The organism is Methylobacterium indicum, assembly GCF_017347565.1.
Taxonomy (GTDB): domain Bacteria; phylum Pseudomonadota; class Alphaproteobacteria; order Rhizobiales; family Beijerinckiaceae; genus Methylobacterium; species Methylobacterium indicum.
The window spans coordinates 66,056-85,413 of sequence record NZ_AP024146.1 but is presented as its reverse complement, the minus strand read 5'-3'; the positions used below and the strand labels follow the sequence as shown (position 1 = coordinate 85,413).

Sequence of the window (19,358 nt, the reverse complement as noted above, 5' to 3'; positions counted from 1 at the left end):
AACCGAGGAACGAGACCCATGAGCTTCCGCGACCTGCCGGCGCTGGTGACCCAGCGCGAGGATGCCCTCATCCTGCTCGACGCTGTCGCCTCGGGCGTCGACGAGCGTGAGTTCGCGCCCTTCGTCACCGCGCTCACCTCGCCCGAGGACGAGCAGGCGGCCGCGATCATGCTCGGCTCGGGCAACGCGATGTCGCTGCGCGTGCAACTCGGCGCCCTCCTCGCCGGCGCCGGTCTGGTGACCAACGACGAGGTGTTCGAGGCGCTCGACGCCCGCCGCGCCCGTGCCAAGGGAGCGATGGCGTGAGCGGCGATCCCTACGTCTACGAGGGCACCGACACCCTCAAGAACAATGCGGACATCCGGGATCCGGAGGCGCTGGCCGAGCGCGAGCAGATCGTCTCGTTCCAGGCCTTGCGCCAGATGCTCAAGGAGCCGGTGCTCGGCACCTTCGACCAAGCGCATTTCGCGGCGATCCATAAGCGGCTCTTTGCCGAGATCTACCCGTGGGCGGGCGAGACCCGCACGGTCGATCTGTGGAAGCCCGAGGTCGTGCTCAAGGGTAAGAGCGTCGCCTACACGCCGCCGGCGCAGATCGACGCGCAGATGAAGTCGGCCCTGTCGAGCTTGGCGCAGGAGAAGCCGGGGAACCTGAAGGAGAGCCGGCCGGCCATGTGCCTGGCCGAGAACATGGCGACGCTGTTCCAGGCCCACCCATTCCGGGAGGGCAACACCCGCACCCTCCTGGCATTCATGGAGCAGTACGCCCGCCACCATCAGCAGCCGCTCGACCAGGCGCTGATCAACCGGGTGCCGAGCGAGACCCGCGACAAGCTGGTGCTCGCCACCCGCGGCCAGATCCAGCCCTTGGCCGATATGGTGCGGAATGCCCGCTACTCCGAGGAGCAGCGCGCCCATCCGCTTCTCGGGCGTCTGTCGGCCGAGGCCTTCGAGGCAACACGGCTGATGGGGTCGCCGCGCATCGTCCTGGCCGAGCCCGGCTCCCAGATCCGGGGCCAGGTGGTCGCTACGAACTACGACCATGCCCTGGTGCGTCAGGACCGCGTGCTCGCTGCGGTTCCGCTCGCCTCGTTCCGCGTGATGCCGCAGAACAACTCCCGCGTCGACGTGCGGGTGCTCGCCGAGGGCGAGACCCTGGACCGCACTCAGCCGCGCGCGGAGGTGGCACGAAGCCAGGTGGTCGGGAGCGTGCTGATCCCGGCGAGCTACGTGCTGCTCGCCGGCCAGCGGCCGGAGGATGCCGTGCGCAACCGCATTGAGATACCGGGCCCGAGCCCGGCGCTCGCCGACGCCCTGAAGACTCTCACGGCCCGCGAGATCGTCGCCGATCCGGGGCTGATCGCGGAGGTGCGCCAGATCGACAAGAGCCTGATCGAGCGCTTCGGCCGGGAGGGCTCGGCGATGCTGATCCAGGGCAGTCCCGAGGAGGCCAGGAGCCTCCTGCCCAAGGGACAGGACCTTGAGGAGGTCCGCGCCGTCCTCAAGCCCGTGGTGCAGGCCCTGATGCTCGACGATCGCCAGCAGACGCTCGCGCAAGCGCAGGCCCTCGCCCGGGACGAGCCCCAGCTCGGACCGTCGCTGTGACCGCCCTGCACGATAAGCCGGTCGAGACCGTCTCGCCCGCCAGGATCGTTGTCCTCGGCCTCGTCGCATTCGCCACGATGGCCGTGCTCAGCCTCCTGTGGTGGACGTTCACGCCGGTTCTCGGCCGGCTCTATGCCGCCCTGCGGTTGATCGAGAGCGCCACGTTGTGGCGGTTCACCGGCTGGGGCCGGTACTTCACCGGCATGCCGGCCGGCGAGCCGTTCGCGTTCGTGTCGATCTACCAGTCGAGCGCCGTCTTCGGCCTGGTCGCATCCCTGCTCACGGCGCTCATCGGCTACCTCGCCTGGCGCAAGCGCAGCCGCGACCACATCGACGCGCTCATCGCGCTGCCACCCAAGGGGTTCGGCCAGAGCGAGATCCGCAGCCGGTTCGTGCCGGCCGACCGGCTGGTGCGGCTGCCCGGCGAGGACCAGGATACGGTTCGAAAACCGGCCCCTTGCCCGAACACCTTCGCGGGGGTCCGCGACCTCCTCAATGTCCCGGCCGTGGAGCCCGTGCTGGAAGGCGTTCCCTGGCACCTCGCCGCCGCCCTGTTCCTGACGATCGACGCGGTGGCGCCTGTCGCCGATCGCAAGGCCCGTGAGGCCGTCCTGAAGGCTGCCAGGACGGCCGCTGACCGCCAGGTGGGGAATCCGCTCGCGGAGCCGCCCGAAACGCTCCTGCCGACCCTGTATGGCTACCTGCTCCAGGCGATCACCGACCAGAATGGGCGGGCCGATGCGGTTCTCAAGCAGGTCCACAAGGTGTTGGAGACCGAGCGGGATCTCGCCTCGGCCGTGACGGAGCTCGGCGCGAAAGCCCTGACGGCTCAGCGCCTGCATTTCCCGGACTACGCATGGCTTCGCCACGTCGATCCGGTCCTGCAATCAAAGATCACGACCTACTGAGGTCCCTTTAGTCCGGCATCGTGAAAAAGCGCCGAGCGGATGTATCCGCTCGGCGCTGTTGTCGCCTCACGCTGTACCGGCCAGGAAGACCGTCAGGTGCCCGATCCGGTCATGTAGGTGGTCACGACGCCGATGATGACGCCCAGGATGGTGAGCCGGAGCCGACGACCAGACCGGCCAGCGACCGGCCGGCTGCCAGCGCTGCAACATGCTGCACGACCGCGACGAGCATTAGCGGCGCCGCTGGCGGGCCTTGTTTGTCGGGCAGGTGGTCGCCCGTCGTCCGGCATGCTCATTGCAGTCCTGGCATGCTCGGATGGCCCCTGTCTGCTGTCGTAATTACCGGGGCCAACAGCGCAGCGCTGCCATGCACGAGGGCGCGCAGCAACATAGGGTCGGTCGGTGCAGGTGACTTTGTCGTAGAGGGCGGGCAGCGAGACGGTTAGATCCTCGGCTTCGTATGCTTCCGCATTCAGAGACGAGCATAGTCTGAGTGCCACCGGCATCATCAGCTCGACCAGAGTAGATAGCATCAAATACGTATGTAGTGCTACTGGAGACACTACTCGAACACGTAGTCAAACCAGCCGATCAGCAGCGCGTGATCCAGGGGTGTGAGTGCCATCAGGCTCATCGGCGCGTACTGCTCAATCTTTTAGATGATAGCGGATCAAATGGAACAATTTTCTTGCGATGCATCACTCATTGTAATTACGGATTTATTAAATCTGTATCATAAGATTCGGGTTTATAATTTTAATTCCCGATGAGAGTGCAGACAAAAGGGGCGATCGCAGTTTGTCTAACGCGAATAATGTCATGGCTAAGTATATCGTCGATTGTTTCTAATTTTTTCAATTTTTAAGCGACAAGCAGTGAGAAATAATATAGCAAAGAAAAATTTTCTTGACATATGGCTCGCAGCATATGATTTGATTTCCTTGGGTAAGCGATAGCATATATCGTAAGATTGGCACGTAAAATCGTGTTGCGCCCAACAGACGTGGATACAGTAGTTGGCTGGCTAATGATAACGGATTTTAAGTGCTATATGATATCAATTATCATTGACATCATGTCTTGCAGACAGAGAGACATATAGTACTTGCGCGCTATACAAACCGATAAGACGCTATTAAAAATACCGTTGTCGGCTCCATCTTCAAAATTCTTCTAACAAAACAAAAAGAGGCAGTCATGGAACAGCATCTGAGTCGGATTGAATATGTCACAACAGGCGGAATAGCAGTAACTCGGAGGGAATATAAGGTTGATAAAAGCGAATATGATAAATGTAGGACACGATTAGATGACAACTTAGGAATGATGATATATTCTGATTATGAATATCCAAATCGATACACGCAGTGGAGTATCGCATTCACTGATCCTATACTATGCATTACAGCCGTCGACCGCAAAATTGAAATCAGCGCCTGTAATCCAAGAGGTAATATATTAATACAACCACTTTCTGATTGGCTATCGTGCCAACGTTGGTTGGAAAAAATTATAATATCAAATGATTATATACATTTATATATTGTTAAATCATGTGAAGATTTTATCGAAGAAAACAGAGTAAGACAACCGAGCGTTTTTTCAGCAATCAGATCTCTGGTTGAGTTATTTTATAGTAAGGAATGCAATTATCTCGGTCTATACGGTTCGTTTGGTTACGATTTGGCATTCCAGTTCGAACCTATAGAAAAGCGTCAAGTTCGTTCCGAGAAGCAGAGAGATTTGGTATTATATTTACCTGATAACATACTTGTCAAAAACTCGGCTGCCGATTTCATAACGAAATATGAATACGATTTTACTGTGAATGGAATTTGTTCCCGGTTGCATAATGGCGTAGAATACCCTCAAACAGCACAAGAATTTTCATCTCGGCCGTTACCGTCATCTCCTGAACTTGGAAGTTATGCTGATACTGTACGGCAAGCTTACCAGCACTTCAAACGAGGTGACCTCTTTGAAGTTGTGCCTGGACACACCTTCTATGCCGAACTGAAACGTCGACCATCAGCGATTGCTGAAGATTTAAGACGCATAAACCCAGCACCTTATGGGTTTTTTCTAAATTTGGGTCAAGCTGAGCATCTAGTGGGTGCGTCTCCCGAGATGTTCGTTAGAGTAACGGGCCGACGTGTCGAGACATGCCCGATCTCTGGCACGATAGCCCGCGGTCAAGACGCGATTACAGACGCTGATCAAATTAGGACCCTGCTTAATTCAGCAAAAGACGTTTCCGAATTAACAATGTGTTCTGATGTCGATCGAAATGACAAATCACGTGTATGTGAGCCTGGATCGGTTAAGGTCATAGGGCGACGTCAAATTGAAATTTATTCTAGGCTGATCCACACCGTCGATCATATTGAAGGCTGCCTCGAAACGCGGTTCGACGCACTTGATGCCTTCTTGTCGCACGCTTGGGCAGTAACAGTAACTGGAGCTCCAAAACGTCGCGCTATGCAATTCATCGAAGATCATGAAAAAACACCACGTAGATGGTACGGAGGGGCGGTTGGCATGATTTATTTCAACGGAAACCTCGATACTGGATTGACTTTGAGAACTATACGCATAGAGCACCAGATCGCCGAAATACGAGTAGGGGCAACACTCTTATCTGACTCAATTCCGGAGGATGAGGAGGCAGAAACCCATTTAAAGGCGTCTGCGCTGTTGCGTGCTCTCGACGGTTCGCCTCATATCGGACAGAATGATGAGGTTGATCGTAATGATTTCGTCGCCAGCGGGTTGCGTGTTCTCTTGATAGATCATGATGACTCATTCGTTCATACTCTGGCGGGATATTTTCGACAGTGCGGAGCCGAGGTCACCACTATCAGAGCTCCAATTACGCCGGTTCAGCTTTCTCGGTATGCTGTAGATCTTGTAGTGCTCTCACCCGGACCCGCACGGCCTGCCGACTACAAGATGTCGGCGGTGATAACGGAAGCACGCAGGTCGGGTACGCCAATCTTCGGCGTATGTCTTGGATTGCAGGGGATTGTGGAAGCATTCGGCGGCAAATTGATCGAGATGGACGTGCCAGTACATGGAAAACCGTCAAATATACACTTGACGAAAGGAGGCATGTTCAGTGATCTAGATCAACGCATAGAAGCAGGACGCTACCATTCGCTGGCGGCGGACCCCAATGAGTTGCCACCAGCGTTGGCAGTCGTGGCGACAACTTCTGACAATGTTATAATGGCTATTGAGCACGTCACCGAACCAGTCATCGCTGTACAGTTTCACCCCGAGTCGATAATGACTCTAAAGAATAATTGCGGTCTTCAAATTATCAAAAATGTAATTTCAATTGCAAGTACATATAAGTCAGACCATAGTGCTTATTTGGAAGATAAAAATCAAAGATTTTCAGCAAGAAATCGCGGATCAGGATTGATTATGACTGATCAAAAATATACGTAATCTAAATAAATAATACAAAAATAGATATTATTAAATAGTTTTATAGTTTTATTGATTTATTGGTTGCGATTTTTTTGTTGTACACCAATCGGATCGAATAAATCTAAGCAAAACGTGATAAATGATAGTATATGATCTTGCAAGTCTAACGCTGAGATGTCCTCCATCACTGGGACTAGATACAAGGAGCGCAGACGTGAAAACAAAAGTAGGTATCATCGGCGCTGGCCCGGCGGGCTTGATGTTAGGGCAGCTTTTATCGATGATGAAAATCGAAAATGTTGTTCTAGAAAAGCAATCTCAGAGCTATACCGAAAAGCGTGTTCGAGCTGGCCAGATCGGGGAGGCGACTGTACGGCTTCTCACCGATGCGGGCGTGGGCTCTCGGGTCTTTGCTGAGGGAATTATTCATACAAGAGCTAAATTTCAATACGATGATGAAGCGAGGTATCTGGACTTTCACGCTTTGACAGGGCAGACCGTTACAATTTACAGTCAGCAAGAAATCTTGAAAGATCTTATAAATGCACGACATAAGGCGGGGGAAATTTCATTTTATGAAGTTTCAGATATAGAAATACACGGTATCAACAGTAATTCTCCGCAAATTACATTTTGTCATAATAATCAACGGAGGATTTTGGAGTGCGATTTTGTCGTTGGTTGCGACGGCTTTCATGGAGTTAGTCGGGCGCACATTTCAAACGCACTAACACACTTTGAACACGAGTACCCGTTCGCATGGCTAGCTCTTCTTGCACAAATGCCCCCAGTTTCTGCTGACGTAATATTCGCCAATCATGAGTCGGGGCTTGCTTTATGTACAATGAGATCGCCCAGTATTTCTAGGATTTATTTGCAGAGCGGTGTAGATGAGGATCCAAGAGAATGGTCCAACGAAAAGACCTGGGATCTACTAAGGCGCCGCTTACAAGGAGGGGCCGCTTCTTTCGAGAATGGAATTTTTATCGAAAAAACTATCGTGCGACTTAGAGCTTACGTATCAGAACCGATGCAGCATGGGCGCCTCTTTCTGGCAGGGGACGCAGCACACATCGTTCCGCCGTCAGCCGCTAAGGGCCTTAATCTCGCGTTGGCAGATGCTAGAACGCTAGCTCGCGGCTTCGATAGTTACTATAGCCGAAAACAAGAAGACTTGTTAACTGCATATTCGACATGCGCTCTTGAGCAAATCTGGCGAGATATGCATTTTTCGGATTGGATGGTGCGTGTGCTTCATCGAAGTGAGTGCAATCCACGATTTAACCATAGGCTTCAAATTTCCGATTTACACTCCGCAATGACTTCAGAACATGCGGCGAGGCACTTCGCTAGATCATACGTAGGACCTGCACCGTCAAGCCTTTGGATTTAGAGAATAATCATGACGGCTACTAAACGGGTACTTGTGATATTGCATCAGGAGCATTCGACAGCCGGTCGGGTGGGTCGACTACTGGAGGAGCTTGGTTGCCAACTTGACGTTCGCAGACCGCGATTTGGCGATGTATTGCCCGAAAACATGGTGGAGCACGCCGGAGCAATCGTATTTGGAGGCCCTATGAGCGCCAACGACAGCGAAAAGTACATTCGTGAAGAAATAGCTTGGCTATCAAAACCTTTAGGCGAAAACAAGCCATACCTCGGCATCTGCCTCGGCGCTCAACTACTTACGCGACATCTGGGATCAAAAGTATACAAATTAGAAAATGGTGCTATAGAAGCAGGGTATTATCCGATAATACCCCTTCCTCAAGCGCAAGAATTGACTTCTGAAGAAAATATCCTTTTTCCTGAGATGGTTTATCAGTGGCACAGTGAAGGATGTGACCTGCCTTATGGAGCGACATTGTTGGCCGAAGGATTAACATTTCCTGTTCAAGCGTATCAATATGGAAGTCATGCTTTCGCCATACAGTTTCATCCTGAGGTTACATATATGACTATCGATCGGTGGACCCGGCTTGGGGGCGAGCGTTTGAGAATGCCTGGGGCGAAACCGTCGTCGGAGCATCTCTCTGACTGGCATTTGTACGACCAAAATGTCGCTCAATGGATTAAGGCGTTTCTACCTAGATGGCTCAATAACGAGGATTCTTCATAGATAAAAAATCAGATGCCTTAGCATCTTTATCAGATAAATGGCTATAAAAACTTGATATAAGTACGATTAAACCAATCTGTGAGAATGTATGGTTGGGTGGAGAGGCGCGATGGATTTTCATCTCTGGGCACTATTTTTGATTGTATTCCTTTCCGCAGCAATATTGCCTGGTCCTAATGTGGCTTTTGCAACGGCGCAAGCCTTGGATCATGGCTTTAAAAAGTCCTTCCCCGGGGCGATTGGCTTCGGTCTGGCGAGTGGTGGTCATGCTGCTATAGTCTTATCTGGATTGGGTATTGTAATAAGGGATAATCAAAATATTTTGATATCACTGAAGATTTTAGGGGTTGTGTATCTTTTATACATGGCATGGAAGATGTATTCAGCGTCTTCCTTAGTCAAAACAGTTCAGCCAGTCAATTACACAAAAATTCAAATGTTCACAGGAGCGGTTTTTGTATCATTTACAAATCCGAAGGGAATTATAACAAATATTGTTCTTTTCCCAACATTTATTAGCCCTTCGCTTCCATACATTCCGCAATGTACCGTACTAGTGGCGACAGCGATAGTTGTGTCAACATTGGTATACGCAGGATACATGCTTTTAGCAGGACAAGCAGTTAAAATTTTTAGCACTAAACGCCGAATGAGCGTGGTCACATCTATTTTATACGTTATAGTCGCTCTCGCAATCGCGTTCTCATTATGAGATACATTTTTTAAAAAAGCAAAATTATAAAATTTCAGCTTATGCGGCAGAAAGCATGCGATTTTTGATAAAGGCGGTTGCATAGTATTAGGAAATCGTGATGGCTGCAAGCGGCTAGTATAAAGGAGGATCTCCATGACGGGAATTAAATTATTATCTTATGTAACGGCGGGTTTTTTATATTTTGCTTTGCCTAGCGTTGTATTTGGAGGCGCTGGTGAAAAGCTTTTTGTTGATCGATGCGCCATGTGCCATGGGGTAGATGCAAGGGGCTCGGGGCCGCTTGCTCACAGCAGTAAGCCTGCGACTCCCGATTTAACCACGCCAGCGTTCCGAGCACGGCTGTCGCAATATCCCGGAGTCATCATTTCATCTATCGTGCTGCGACCAAATGGAGACCTCATACCGAAGACGCTTAGAGACAACGGTTATAAGCTCCCCTCACATACATGGACCATACGCGATCTTCGGTCTATAAATGAATACCTTTCTACATTGATCACTAAGAATAAATAATCATTGAATCTGAGTAAGGTGGCGATTAGATAATTGCCAAATATATTCAGGGGTAATGTTGCATCAACTCTAACCTGAAACGAGGTGGTGTTATGATAGGCGTTTTCGATTTTGGCAGTGGTGGCCTGGCAGTACTTAGGGAATTTCAGAGTAGTATGCCAGACGAGGAGTTTATCTACCTTGGCGACCATATGAGCGCGCCCTATGGCATCGCAACACCGGACGAGCTTTACGCTTTAACCACACAATCACTAGAAAGACTATTTGAACTGGGTTGTTCGTTAGTGGTAATTGCGTGTAATACGGCAGTCGCAGTTGGGCTAAAAAAAATCCAAGATAAATGGCTACCGACATTTCACCCAAATAGAGAAGTGATCGGAGTTGTTGAGCCAGTTGCGGCGACCGTAGGAGAGGTGCTTAATTTGCTAGATAGTTCCGAAAAACAGAAGAGAAAAACAAGGAATATTGCAGTGTTTGCGACCCAATACACTGTAAATTCAAGTGTTTTTGTATCGGAAATACATTCTTGCAGACCAGATGCTCTGATACATCAACAAATATGCAATGGTCTCGCCGCGCTCATTGAGAACGGCTCAAGCGAAGAAAATTTGAGAGAAATGATAAGATTGTTTGTTAATAATTTGTTAAAAAAAATTCACGCGGCCCCGGACGTGTGTGTTTTAGGATGTACCCACTACTCTCTAGTTGAGCACATATGGAAATCTGAATTGCCAAATTCGACTCGAATTGTTTCACAACCTATTGCATGCGCCCGTCATTTATCCAGATATGTTTGGTCCCATCCTAAACATCTCACAATGACCGGTAAGCCTGCTAGAATGTATACAACAGGGGATCCTCGCGCGGCTTCCGAAAGAGCCACTTTGTTCTATGGGAGGAAAGTTGTCTTTGAGGCAGCTTAAACATGCAATCTTGTAGAGGGCGTTCCTTTGTATAAAGTATTTGGGCGTCTTCAGTGCTTATCTATACGTCTGAACTAGAGGAGATCGTAATGGAACTTATCGGTATGATGGGATCACCCTATGTGCGTCGCGTTGCTATTTCGATGCGACTCATGGGAATAAATCACAGACATCGACAACTTTCGGTTTTCAGAGATCTTGAGGAATTCCGCTATATCAACCCGGTGGTCAAAGCCCCCACGCTTTTGTGCGACGATGGAAGTATGATCATGGAGTCATCTCTCATTCTCGATTATATAAATTCCTTTGGTGGTTCAGATCGGAGCCTTATTCCTTCAGACAACATTCAGTATAAAAAGACCCTCTCGCTGATTGGATTAGGTCTGGTAGTGTGCGAAAAAGCTGTACAAATCGAATATGAACGCAATCGACCAATTGAGCATCAATATCAACCCTGGTTTCAGCGGCTTAAAGACCAGATGCATTCTGCTATGAAATTTCTGGACGCAGAAGCTGCAAATGCGGATCCATGGCTTGCGAGCGATTATATTTCTCAGGCTGATGTGACTGTTGCTGTGGCTTGGCGCTTTACCCAATTTCGGGTGTCTGATTTGATTGATATTAGTTCTTATGCTGCTCTTAGTGCATTTTCTGATAGATTGGAGCGGCTTCCAGAATTCATAGCAACGCCTCTTAAATGAGGTGATTGCTTAGTGGTTTGGGCTGGGACGGTTCAGCGGTGGTGTGAGTTTCGGGTATCCATCGCGTGCAGCGTTGCGGTGAAGGCGGTGGCCGGTTCCTTGCCAGCGCCTTGCATAGCGCCACGGTGCGGTAGGTGGCCGGTTTGGTCCGGTGCTGTTGGGATACCCAAACCTTCATTCCAAGGTGACGACCTACTAAGATCTTTCAACAGTAGGCGCCGAGCGGAGATATCCGCTCGGCGCTGTTGTCGCCTCACGCTGTACCGGCCAGGAAGACCGTCAGGTGCCCGATCCGGTCATGTAGGTGGTCACGACGCCGATGATGACGCCCAGGATGGTGACGCCGGAGCCGACGACTAGACCGGCCAGCGACCGGCCGGCATCCTCGCGGGCGTTGTCGTCCTGTGAGCTTTTGTAGAGCTTCACGCCCGAGATGCCGGCAAGCCCGATGCCCACCACGGCGAAGATGATCGAGATGACGATGCCGGCGTTGTTGCCACCGGTGGCGATCGAGGAGGCGTTGAGCGCAGAACTCGATGCCTTCTGCCGTGCCGTCTTCAGAAAGTCGATCGGCGCCGACGGATCGCCCGAGGTCTGAGCCAACGCCGACATCGCGCTCAGACCCACCATCGTAACGCTCGCCAGAGCCCGGTAGTAAATATCCTTGACGTTCATTGAGACCTCCATTGTCATGCTGCGGTTCTGGATCGGCCGATCTGGGGTCGAACTTCGCTCATGAATTCCCCCAAGACTTGATCGACGATCGTCTTTGCGATCCGGTCCTCACCGGCCCGCGCATGCGCGGACACCCGGCTCCACGTCTCGATGGCCGTGCCATCGGGAAACCGTGCAGCCAGGATGCGCAGCGCCTCGTTGACCGCCATCCGGCGGTACAGTTCGTCGCGCACCAGGCGGTCCTCTGCCTTGGTGGTCAGGGCCCACAGCATCACGGGCCCGAGCGAGTTGTTGAGCACGATCCAGCGCTCTTCCTCGCGCAGCTTGAAGCGCGCGAGGATGTTGGCGCCGCGCCGCCCTTGCGGGCCGTGGACCTGGCGCTCGAGCGCAGACTTCACCGCCTGGTCGAACCCGAAGGTCACGCGCGCCTGCTCGCGGATCTCGTTCGAGTCCGCGTTCAGCACCAGCACTGTCGAGGCCATGTCGGCGAGTGTGGCGAAGTCGGCGAGCAGCTGCGACACCAGGATCAGCTCCAGGCCCCACTTGCGGCCCTCGCGGGCGTCCGACATCACCTGCTTGGCGATCGTCTCGACGCCGCCGGTCAGGTGATACTCGTCCATGCACAGGCGCTTGGGCGTCTCGGCCACCTCGTGGTAGCGCGCCTGCCAGTACCGGACGTATTCCGTGCGGATCGCGTCCTCCGGCGGAAAATCCATCTTTGCGATCTCTTCGGCAAAGCCGGAGATCTTCGACAGGTAGACGTGCCGCGCGATCATGAAAAACAGCGCGTTGGTGCGCTCGGCCTCCGGCGACTTGTGGCGTTGCGCCACGTCCTGGAGGTCGATCGACACCACCCGCGCCTCGCCGAGGTCGAGCCGGGTCGGGCGGGCGAAGATCGGGAACTTCTCGATTGCCGCTTCGAGCGACCGCTGGACGTGCCGGATCAGCTCCGGGGTGAAGTCCTGCACCATGATCGGCTCGGCCAGGACCCGTGAGCAATCTTCCAGCAGCGGCATCGCGTGGCGCTGCGCCCGCTGCGCGGCCGGGTAGAGCCGGCGCTGGACCAGCGCGTCCACGATGCTCCACCAGCGCGTCCGGTCACCGACCTTGATGCCGTAATCCGCGATCACACGGTCGAGTTCGGGATCGACGTTGGGCTGGTAGACCGCCGGCGAGGACGAGAATTGGAGGTCGCTCTTGAGCTGGTAGACCCGCGTGATCAGGCGCGGGATCAGGAGCGCCACTTCCGCATTCGCCACGTTGAGGAGCGTCGTCAGGAAGTTCTCGATGAAGCTCCGCTCGCGCTCCAGCGGCATGCGCCGGCCGAGCCCGAGGTCGAGGAAGTTGACCGCGTAGTCGGGCGTGTTGAGGAGCCGCACGTAGTACGCTTCGTGACGGCGCTCCACCGGCAGCGCATTGCGCACCAGCTCGATGAAACCGCTGGAACTGACGCCGACATCGATCACCGCGAGGAACGGCAGCGCCGCACCCGCACTGAACGCCGCGAACTCGACGTTGAGCCGGTTCATCAGCACCGACTTGCCCGATCCGGGCGTGGCGTAGATGAGGGTCAGCCAGAACAGCTGCTCGGCCGAGAGCGCCTCGTAGGGCACCGGCTTGCCGTCGGGCGTGACCAGGAGGCTCTGGCCCTGCTTGAAGATCGGCGCCGTGCGGTGGAACGGCAGCATCGCCGCGAGATCGCCCAGCGGCGCGATCGAGCCCGGCGGGACCGCGGCCTGGACCGTCATCCCGGCGACGGTCTCGCACAGGGCTCGCAGGGGATTGTACGGGGCGTCGGTCATCACCGCCTCGCCCCAGGTCATCATCCCGCTCATCAGGTAGGAGCGGCGGCGCTCCAGCAGCCCCGGATCCTCGCCCGGCTCGGTCCAGGTCGTGGCGATGACGCGGCCCTTGACGATCGCCTCGCCGTCCTTCTCGACCACCTCCTCGAGCTGGCGCAGGGCCCGGAACAGGTTCTTGTTGCTCGGGCTCGCGAACGCGAGGAGGCCTGCCACCACCTTCCTGAACTTGAAGCCGACATCGGCATCCCGAAGCGCCTCGAGGTGGAAGCAGACCCGGAACGGCATGTCGGCGGTGCGCGTCGCGCTCTCCAGGAGCGAGTCGAGCAGCCGGTTGAACGGCAGGATGGTCGAGGGGAACATCCGCATCACGGCGAGCGCGTAGCGGCGCCCGCCCATGTCGAGGGCGCGCATGTTGCTCGACGCGACCGCGTTCGAGGTCATGATCTGGCGCGCGACCGTCGGTGTGAAGAAGTCGCTGACGTCATCGTCGCGGCGCTCCTTGGCGCCCGGGTAGCGCCGGGTGCCCGGCCCGTAGGGCGTCCAGCCGTCGGGGGTCTCGTGGTAGAGGACCGCGGCGCGGATCTGCTCCAGGTCGCGCCGGCGCCCTTGGTCGTCGGGCCCGACGATACGCCCTTGCAGGCGGGCCTCGCCCAGCGCCTCCATGACCCGGCGAACGAACGCCGCGTGGACGCCGTCGAGGGAGCCGAGGCGCAGGAACGCGCTCTGGGCGTCGCGGGCCGGGGGCAGCTCCTGCCACGCCCGGCGGTTCTCCCGCTGCTCGCGGCGGACCTCCTCGGGCGTTCCGGCCATCGGCCGGGTCCAGGCGGCGAGCAGGATCGTCTCGGAGCGCGCACGCGCCTCGAGGACCGCCCTGCCCTCCTCGATCAGGGCTTCGACCGCCAAACCCTTCTGGCGGGCACGCCGGCCTTGCCGCTCGACGAAGGGATCGATGACCTTGGCGGTGTTGAGCGACGACTCGTAGGAGATCGTGAGCTGGTGCCCCGGGCGCTTGAGGATCTGGGCGATCCCGCCGGCGAATCGCTCGACCACGTTGACGAGGTAGTCCTCCGGCGAGACGATCGAGCGGATGCCGTCGATCTCGATCAGAGTGACCTGCGACCCGTCATGGGCGTAGACCACCGGCTCCTCGCGCTCCGGGTCGAAGCCGGCAAGGTCGCAGAACTTGTCCGCCGTCCTCATTGGACGCTCCGCAGGATGACGGAGAACTGGTAGACCGGCACGCAGAGCGCGAAGAGCCAGGCTCCGAGCAGGCCCGGGATGATCCCGCGCAGCAGGGGCGCCGGGCGAACGTGCAGGGCACAGAAGATCTGCGCGCCGGCAAAGACCATCGCGGCGCAGGAGAGCATGATCGAGGCCGGATAGTAGGTGTAGATCAGCGGCATGCACGTGATCGCACCGTCGAGGCCGCGCATCAGGCCGTCGTAGAACAGCCCGGTCAGGAACAGGCAGCCGCCCCCCGCCATGGCGCAGACATGCAGGAGCCGGCGCAGGGCCCGGTCCGAGCAGATCGAAACCGACCAGGCGCGTGCGGCCACGACGGCGTAGCAGCCCGCCGCGAGGGTGAACGCGATGGCGCCCTTGCTCAGCACGGGATGATCGCCGAGGTAGGCCGCCGTATTGGCGGTGAGGTTGTCGATGAGATGCCAGGATCCGTCGATCATCGCCTGCGATCCGTGTTCAGTCGGCGAAATAGAAGGAGAGCTGCGCGATCAGGACGGTGGAGATGGTCATGGCGCAGCCGATCACTCCGGCGACCATCCAGTTGCCAGCGCTGCCGTCGCCCGACGTGTTGGCCTGGTAGACCCGCACCAGCGCGTAGCCGGCGAGGCCGATGCCGGCGACCGCCGTGAGCACGACCACGAGCCAGGCCAGCACCGGCACCGTCTCGATCAGGCCGCGCAGAACGTCGGCCAGGCCCTTTGAGCTGGTCATGGCTTCCTCGCGTAGGAGATCGGCAGGGTCTCGGGCCGGTAGCCAGCGCCGTAGGCCGGATCGGGCCCGTAGCCGGTCCCGGCCCCGACCGAGACGCGGGCGGCATCGAGCGGCACCACGACCGGCTGGAGGAAGACGATGCCTACGGGGAAGTTGGTCGGGCTCGAAAGGGTCGGCGGGCGGCTGAACGAGCGCGCCGCCGCCGAGGTCATGGCCTGGCCCACCGGCAGCGCCGCGCCCATGCCGGCGGTCAGCCAGTCGATGCCGCGGCCCGACTGCACCGCGAACCCGTTGCCGACCAGGGTCTGGGTGTTGAGCTGGGTCAGCTGCTGGCCGACCTGGCCGACGCCCTGGATCAGGCCGGCGATGACGAGGCCGCCGTAGCGCTCGAGCACGTGGTTGTCGACGTCCTCGGCAACGCCGGTGCGGGCCTGGTCGACCGTGATCGCGATCGCCTGCATCGGCCCCTGGCGGCCGTCCTGAAGGATCATGGACGAGAACCGGATCGAGGCCTGCGTCTGGGAGTAGACGATCTGGCCCATCAGCCGGATGCCGTTGAGCGGCCCGGGCTGCCCGCGCTCGTCGAGGTCGACGATGGTGGCGAAGATCGGGGCGGCCGGATCGTCGCTGCTGAACCCGCGATCGAGCACCGCGTAGGCGACGTCACCGGCGCGCGCCACGGTCGCGTGCCGGACGCCCGGCCCGAACGGCCCGGTCGGAACTTGGGGGGCGACCGCCGCCGCTCGCGGCTCCGGCGGCTTGGGCCGCTCGCCCTTGGCGAAGTTGCGCACCACGAAGCCGCCCGGGGTGGGCTTCAACAGCGCCTTGATCTGCTCGTTGATCGCCGCGACCTGCTCGGGATCGGCCGTCGGCTGGACCGGCACGTCCCGGTACACGGTCTGGATGACCGGCCGGTCCTGGTAGATGATCTTCTCGACCACCTTCGGCTCCGGAGGCGGCTCGGCCGGCTTCGGGTCCGGATTGGCGTCGGGCAGCTCACCCAGCGTCGCGCCGCGCTTCTCGGCGATCACCGTCGGCGCGACGTAGGGCCTGCCCTTCCCGGCCTTCTCGTCCGCCGCCTGCTGGTTGACGCCGGCGCGCCGGTCGGCCTCGGCCTTGCCGACGGGCTTCATCATGTCGTTCGGCGGGTTCGGGGTCTGGCCCCGGATCTCGGAGGCCAGCCCCGCGCCCTGGTCGGCCCCGGGCGCGTCCCGCAGGATGAAGGCGGCCGAGCCGATGGCGCACATCAGGAGGACGCCGCCGAGCGCCGCGATCGCTTTGGGTGAGAGCATCGGAATCCCCTAGAACTCGACGCGGATGGCGGTCTCGGCCCCGTCGCCGCGCTCGGCGACGAGGCGCGAGGCCGGGCGCAGGAACTCGTAGACGCGGTAGCCCGACGCCGCGTCGGCCGAGGCGACCGGCTGCGGGCTCACCAGATTGCCCTGGAGCCGGACGTACATCCGGTCGCGGTAGAGCCAGGCCTGCGCCCCGTTCGCCACGAGCCTCTGCGCGCCGGCCGGGGGCGTGCCAGCCCCGAACAGGTGCAGCAGGGCCGTGGTGTCGGGAGCGGCCGTGCCGCGGGCGGCAGGGCGACCGCCGCCCTTGCGCACCGGACCGGTGCTCGCCGCGGCGACCTTGACGGGTATCAACGGCGAGGTGCCGGCGACCCGCACCGTGACCGGGATGTCCACCGTCTCGCTCTGTCCGGAGAGGACCATGAGCGGGATCGGGTAGGGCACGTTCTCCAGCCGGATCAGGATGTTGCCCCAGGTGTCGTACCGGCACGGCATCAGGTTGATCGAGGTCGGCCGGTCCGCTCCCGCCGCGGCCGCGACCTGGCTCGATCCCATTGCGGCATCGACGCCGCAGCCGGTGCCGTCCTGCGCGAACAGGCGCGGATCGTAGGCGACGGAGGCGATCGGCCAGGGATGCCCCTTGGCGTCGACGAAGGTGATCGGGGAGACCACGCCGTAGGCCAGATGCAGGGTCTCGGGTGCCGAGCGGCTGATCTCCTGCGTGACGGTGAGCAGCCGCGGCTCCGGCCGGGGCATGCGCCCGTTGCGGCCCGGGAAGTTGCCGGCGCCCTGCGCGTCCTGGACCGCGCGGCGGACCTCCTGGATCTCGCCGGGCTTCAGGATCATGCCCTGGGTGTTCCCGAGCATGCGCTTGCGCAACTCCTCGAGCTCGGCAGGGGTCAGGGGGCGCGGGCTGGGAGGCGGAGCCTGCGCCGCCAAGGGGTTTGTGGCAGGCGCCAGGCCGGTGGGCGGCACGCCGGCCGGGCGCCGCACGGCAGCCCCCGCGGCCGGATCGACCGGCACGGCTGCCGGTTGCCCGGGAGCCTGGGCGACGGCCGCAGAGGCCCACACGGCAGCCGCAGCGAAGCCCGAGGCCCACACTCGCATCATGGGCGTCATGGCCCCACCTGGTTGGTCAGTTGCTGCGTCGAGATCACCGAGTCGACCGCGATGCCGTTCGGGTTGATCGGAGAGGGGTCGATCCGCACGATCGTCATGGTCAGGAGACGCCGCTCGACGCGCGTCTCGACGTTCGTGCGATAGAAGATCTGCAACGGCACCTCGACGCGCCAATAGTAACGGCCCGCCGCCCTGCCCTCCTCGGCAACATTGGCCGGGTCCGTGGTCACGGCCGAGACGGTCTGGTAGCCGAGAACGACCTTCTGGATGATGCCGCTCTCTTGCAGCGCCGCCCGGTAACGGTCGCGGCCGCTCGGCGTGAACGACTGCGCCAGTGCGTTGTTGATGAGCGGGCGCCAGTTCGCGTAGTCGTAAGAATTCAACTGGACAGCCGAGCTGACTGCGAACTCCTTCAGCCGCGCCTGACTGATGTTCGGCTCGGTGAGCGGGATCGCCTCGCAGACGGCTTGCGCGTCCGAGGTCCAGATGAACTGCTTGACCGGAAAGCGAACGAACGCATTGTAGAACAGGAGCGCGTTGACGACGAGCGACAGGGACAGGAACAGCGAGAGCAGCAGGATCCAGTACCACTGGTTGCGCAGCATCATCCGGCCGGCATCGACCTCGCGCCTGATGTGATCGGCCGACTTCATGAGTGCGGCCTTCCGGGAACTGGCGGCGCGACGATCCTCACCTCGCAGCCGAACACGCCGCCGTCGGCGACGTAGGGGATCACGTCGGCCCGCTTGAGGCACGCATAGGTCAGCCACATCATCGCCATCAGCGAGGCGAAGACCGCGCCGGCCAGGAACCACGAGGCACGCGCGTAGCCCTCGATCTCGTCGGCGAGGGCCGACGGCGACAGGCAGCCGCGGGCCGAGGGCAGGCTGAACGCCCCGATGGAGGATCGGCGTGCCATCGTCAGCTGCCGGTCAGGACGGCGCGCAGCTTGGCGTCGTCGCCAGGCTCGTAGCCCACCATGATCGCGAGCCGCCCGTCGGGCCGCGGTACGAACATCGTCGGCACGCCGGGGCGCAGGGCCGGGGAGGCCGCGAAGATCGAGGCGAAGGCCTCCTTGTTCTCGGCGAGCTTGGCCAGAAGCGCCGCGTCGGCAGGCGCCGAGGAGGCGCCCTTGGTCTCGAACGCCGTCTTGAGCGCCGCCACCCGATCCGATCCGGCGAGGATCGCGGCGGCCATGCTGTTGCCGCCCTCGGGATCGCCCAGGACGACAACCGGCACCCAGCGCGCCGCGATCCGCCCATGCAGGGCGGTGAAGGCAGCGTGGCAATACGGGCAGCGCGGATCGAAGAAGATCGTCGCGGTCTGGCCCTCCGGCGTCCCCGGCGGCACGTCGAGGACCGACGTGAGCTTGGCCAGAGTGTCCATCACCTGCCGGGCGACCTTGGGATCCTCGATCGTTGCGTAACTGACGGTCCCCGCCTGCTGCGGCGCGGGAGCGGGCACGGGTGCGGGAGCAACCGCGGAGGGTGTGCTCACGGGGGCTGCTGCAATCTGTGGGGCGGGCTGCGGAGGAAGAGCTAACAAATTGGACGGACTGGCAGATTTGGCGGAAGCAACAGGAGAAGAATTGTTCTG

General features: G+C 58.6%; 19 protein-coding genes. 10 read left to right on the top strand and 9 right to left on the bottom strand.

Annotated elements, in window-relative coordinates:
• Positions 1–18 precede the first annotated feature (18 nt).
• The 10 genes from miv_RS30690 (at position 19) to miv_RS30645 (ending at position 10,918) form a co-directional block, all read left to right on the top strand.
• Positions 19–306 (top strand): hypothetical protein, encoded by a 288-nt coding sequence (locus tag miv_RS30690; RefSeq protein ID WP_207183703.1) that lies wholly within the window; start codon positions 19–21, stop codon positions 304–306.
• A complete protein-coding gene (locus miv_RS30685) occupies positions 303–1,604 on the top strand; it encodes a Fic/DOC family protein (RefSeq protein ID WP_207183702.1) in 1,302 nt (433 codons plus the stop codon). Before miv_RS30690 ends, miv_RS30685 begins: the two co-directional genes overlap by 4 nt.
• Positions 1,601–2,512 carry a hypothetical protein gene (locus tag miv_RS30680; RefSeq protein ID WP_207183701.1) on the top strand — a complete coding sequence of 304 codons (912 nt, stop codon included), beginning with the start codon at positions 1,601–1,603 and terminating at the stop codon, positions 2,510–2,512. Before miv_RS30685 ends, miv_RS30680 begins: the two co-directional genes overlap by 4 nt.
• 1,197 nt (positions 2,513–3,709) lie before the next feature.
• On the top strand, positions 3,710–5,962 hold the full coding sequence (locus miv_RS30675) for an anthranilate synthase component I (RefSeq protein WP_207183700.1): 2,253 nt from the start codon (positions 3,710–3,712) through the stop codon (positions 5,960–5,962).
• A gap of 196 nt (positions 5,963–6,158) precedes the next feature.
• Entirely contained in the window at positions 6,159–7,337 is a 1,179-nt protein-coding gene (locus miv_RS30670) for a 4-hydroxybenzoate 3-monooxygenase (RefSeq protein ID WP_207183699.1), read from the top strand.
• Positions 7,338–7,346: 9 nt separating this feature from the next.
• Positions 7,347–8,066, top strand: a complete 720-nt coding sequence (locus tag miv_RS30665) for a glutamine amidotransferase (protein ID WP_207183698.1) — start codon at positions 7,347–7,349, stop codon at positions 8,064–8,066.
• A 109-nt stretch (positions 8,067–8,175) separates the two neighbouring features.
• Positions 8,176–8,778 carry a LysE family translocator gene (locus tag miv_RS30660; RefSeq protein WP_207183820.1) on the top strand — a complete coding sequence of 201 codons (603 nt, stop codon included), beginning with the start codon at positions 8,176–8,178 and terminating at the stop codon, positions 8,776–8,778.
• Positions 8,779–9,024: 246 nt separating this feature from the next.
• The gene (locus tag miv_RS30655) at positions 9,025–9,294 is read left to right on the top strand and encodes a hypothetical protein (RefSeq protein WP_244749131.1); all 270 of its coding nucleotides are present in this window, start codon (positions 9,025–9,027) and stop codon (positions 9,292–9,294) included.
• 92 nt (positions 9,295–9,386) lie between these two features.
• Positions 9,387–10,217, top strand: coding sequence for a glutamate racemase (locus miv_RS30650; protein ID WP_207183818.1), 831 nt, complete (start codon positions 9,387–9,389; stop codon positions 10,215–10,217).
• A gap of 89 nt (positions 10,218–10,306) precedes the next feature.
• On the top strand, positions 10,307–10,918 hold the full coding sequence (locus miv_RS30645) for a glutathione S-transferase (RefSeq protein ID WP_207183817.1): 612 nt from the start codon (positions 10,307–10,309) through the stop codon (positions 10,916–10,918).
• 279 nt (positions 10,919–11,197) lie between these two features.
• Here the strand turns inward: miv_RS30645 and miv_RS30640 are convergent, their stop codons facing one another.
• The 9 genes from miv_RS30640 to miv_RS30600 form a co-directional block, all read right to left on the bottom strand.
• Positions 11,198–11,593, bottom strand: a complete 396-nt coding sequence (locus miv_RS30640; RefSeq protein ID WP_244749128.1) for a hypothetical protein — start codon at positions 11,591–11,593, stop codon at positions 11,198–11,200.
• Between the two features lie 14 nt (positions 11,594–11,607).
• Entirely contained in the window at positions 11,608–14,595 is a 2,988-nt protein-coding gene (locus miv_RS30635; RefSeq protein ID WP_207183816.1) for a hypothetical protein, read from the bottom strand.
• Positions 14,592–15,077 (bottom strand): hypothetical protein, encoded by a 486-nt coding sequence (locus tag miv_RS30630; RefSeq protein WP_207183815.1) that lies wholly within the window; start codon positions 15,075–15,077, stop codon positions 14,592–14,594. Before miv_RS30630 ends, miv_RS30635 begins: the two co-directional genes overlap by 4 nt.
• Positions 15,078–15,093: 16 nt before the next feature.
• The gene (locus miv_RS30625; protein WP_207183814.1) at positions 15,094–15,348 is read right to left on the bottom strand and encodes a hypothetical protein; all 255 of its coding nucleotides are present in this window, start codon (positions 15,346–15,348) and stop codon (positions 15,094–15,096) included.
• On the bottom strand, positions 15,345–16,640 hold the full coding sequence (locus miv_RS30620; RefSeq protein WP_207183813.1) for a DotG/IcmE/VirB10 family type IV secretion system protein: 1,296 nt from the start codon (positions 16,638–16,640) through the stop codon (positions 15,345–15,347). The genes miv_RS30625 and miv_RS30620 overlap by 4 nt, the downstream gene beginning before the upstream one ends.
• Positions 16,641–16,649: 9 nt before the next feature.
• Entirely contained in the window at positions 16,650–17,510 is an 861-nt protein-coding gene (locus tag miv_RS30615; RefSeq protein WP_244749127.1) for a DotH/IcmK family type IV secretion protein, read from the bottom strand.
• A 248-nt stretch (positions 17,511–17,758) separates the two neighbouring features.
• Entirely contained in the window at positions 17,759–18,415 is a 657-nt protein-coding gene (locus miv_RS30610; RefSeq protein WP_207183811.1) for a DotI/IcmL family type IV secretion protein, read from the bottom strand.
• Positions 18,412–18,681, bottom strand: a complete 270-nt coding sequence (locus miv_RS30605; RefSeq protein WP_207183810.1) for a hypothetical protein — start codon at positions 18,679–18,681, stop codon at positions 18,412–18,414. Before miv_RS30605 ends, miv_RS30610 begins: the two co-directional genes overlap by 4 nt.
• A 2-nt stretch (positions 18,682–18,683) precedes the next feature.
• Positions 18,684–19,259 carry a thioredoxin domain-containing protein gene (locus miv_RS30600; protein WP_244749126.1) on the bottom strand — a complete coding sequence of 192 codons (576 nt, stop codon included), beginning with the start codon at positions 19,257–19,259 and terminating at the stop codon, positions 18,684–18,686.
• Positions 19,260–19,358 lie beyond the last annotated feature (99 nt).

Excerpts from the sequence above, each read along its gene's own strand:
- miv_RS30665 (WP_207183698.1), top strand. The coding sequence starts at position 7,347 with ATGACGGCTACTAAACGGGTACTTGTGATATTGCATCAGGAGCATTCG.
- miv_RS30655 (WP_244749131.1), top strand. The coding sequence starts at position 9,025 with ATGTGCCATGGGGTAGATGCAAGGGGCTCGGGGCCGCTTGCTCACAGC.
- miv_RS30615 (WP_244749127.1), bottom strand. The coding sequence starts at position 17,510 with ATGCTCGGGAACACCCAGGGCATGATCCTGAAGCCCGGCGAGATCCAG.
- miv_RS30605 (WP_207183810.1), bottom strand. The coding sequence starts at position 18,681 with ATGGCACGCCGATCCTCCATCGGGGCGTTCAGCCTGCCCTCGGCCCGC.
- miv_RS30660 (WP_207183820.1), top strand. The coding sequence starts at position 8,176 with ATGGATTTTCATCTCTGGGCACTATTTTTGATTGTATTCCTTTCCGCA.
- miv_RS30675 (WP_207183700.1), top strand. The coding sequence starts at position 3,710 with ATGGAACAGCATCTGAGTCGGATTGAATATGTCACAACAGGCGGAATA.
- miv_RS30640 (WP_244749128.1), bottom strand. The coding sequence starts at position 11,593 with ATGAACGTCAAGGATATTTACTACCGGGCTCTGGCGAGCGTTACGATG.
- miv_RS30630 (WP_207183815.1), bottom strand. The coding sequence starts at position 15,077 with ATGATCGACGGATCCTGGCATCTCATCGACAACCTCACCGCCAATACG.
- miv_RS30625 (WP_207183814.1), bottom strand. The coding sequence starts at position 15,348 with ATGACCAGCTCAAAGGGCCTGGCCGACGTTCTGCGCGGCCTGATCGAG.
- miv_RS30620 (WP_207183813.1), bottom strand. The coding sequence starts at position 16,640 with ATGCTCTCACCCAAAGCGATCGCGGCGCTCGGCGGCGTCCTCCTGATG.
- miv_RS30690 (WP_207183703.1), top strand. The coding sequence starts at position 19 with ATGAGCTTCCGCGACCTGCCGGCGCTGGTGACCCAGCGCGAGGATGCC.
- miv_RS30645 (WP_207183817.1), top strand. The coding sequence starts at position 10,307 with ATGGAACTTATCGGTATGATGGGATCACCCTATGTGCGTCGCGTTGCT.
- miv_RS30650 (WP_207183818.1), top strand. The coding sequence starts at position 9,387 with ATGATAGGCGTTTTCGATTTTGGCAGTGGTGGCCTGGCAGTACTTAGG.
- miv_RS30635 (WP_207183816.1), bottom strand. The coding sequence starts at position 14,595 with ATGAGGACGGCGGACAAGTTCTGCGACCTTGCCGGCTTCGACCCGGAG.
- miv_RS30610 (WP_207183811.1), bottom strand. The coding sequence starts at position 18,415 with ATGAAGTCGGCCGATCACATCAGGCGCGAGGTCGATGCCGGCCGGATG.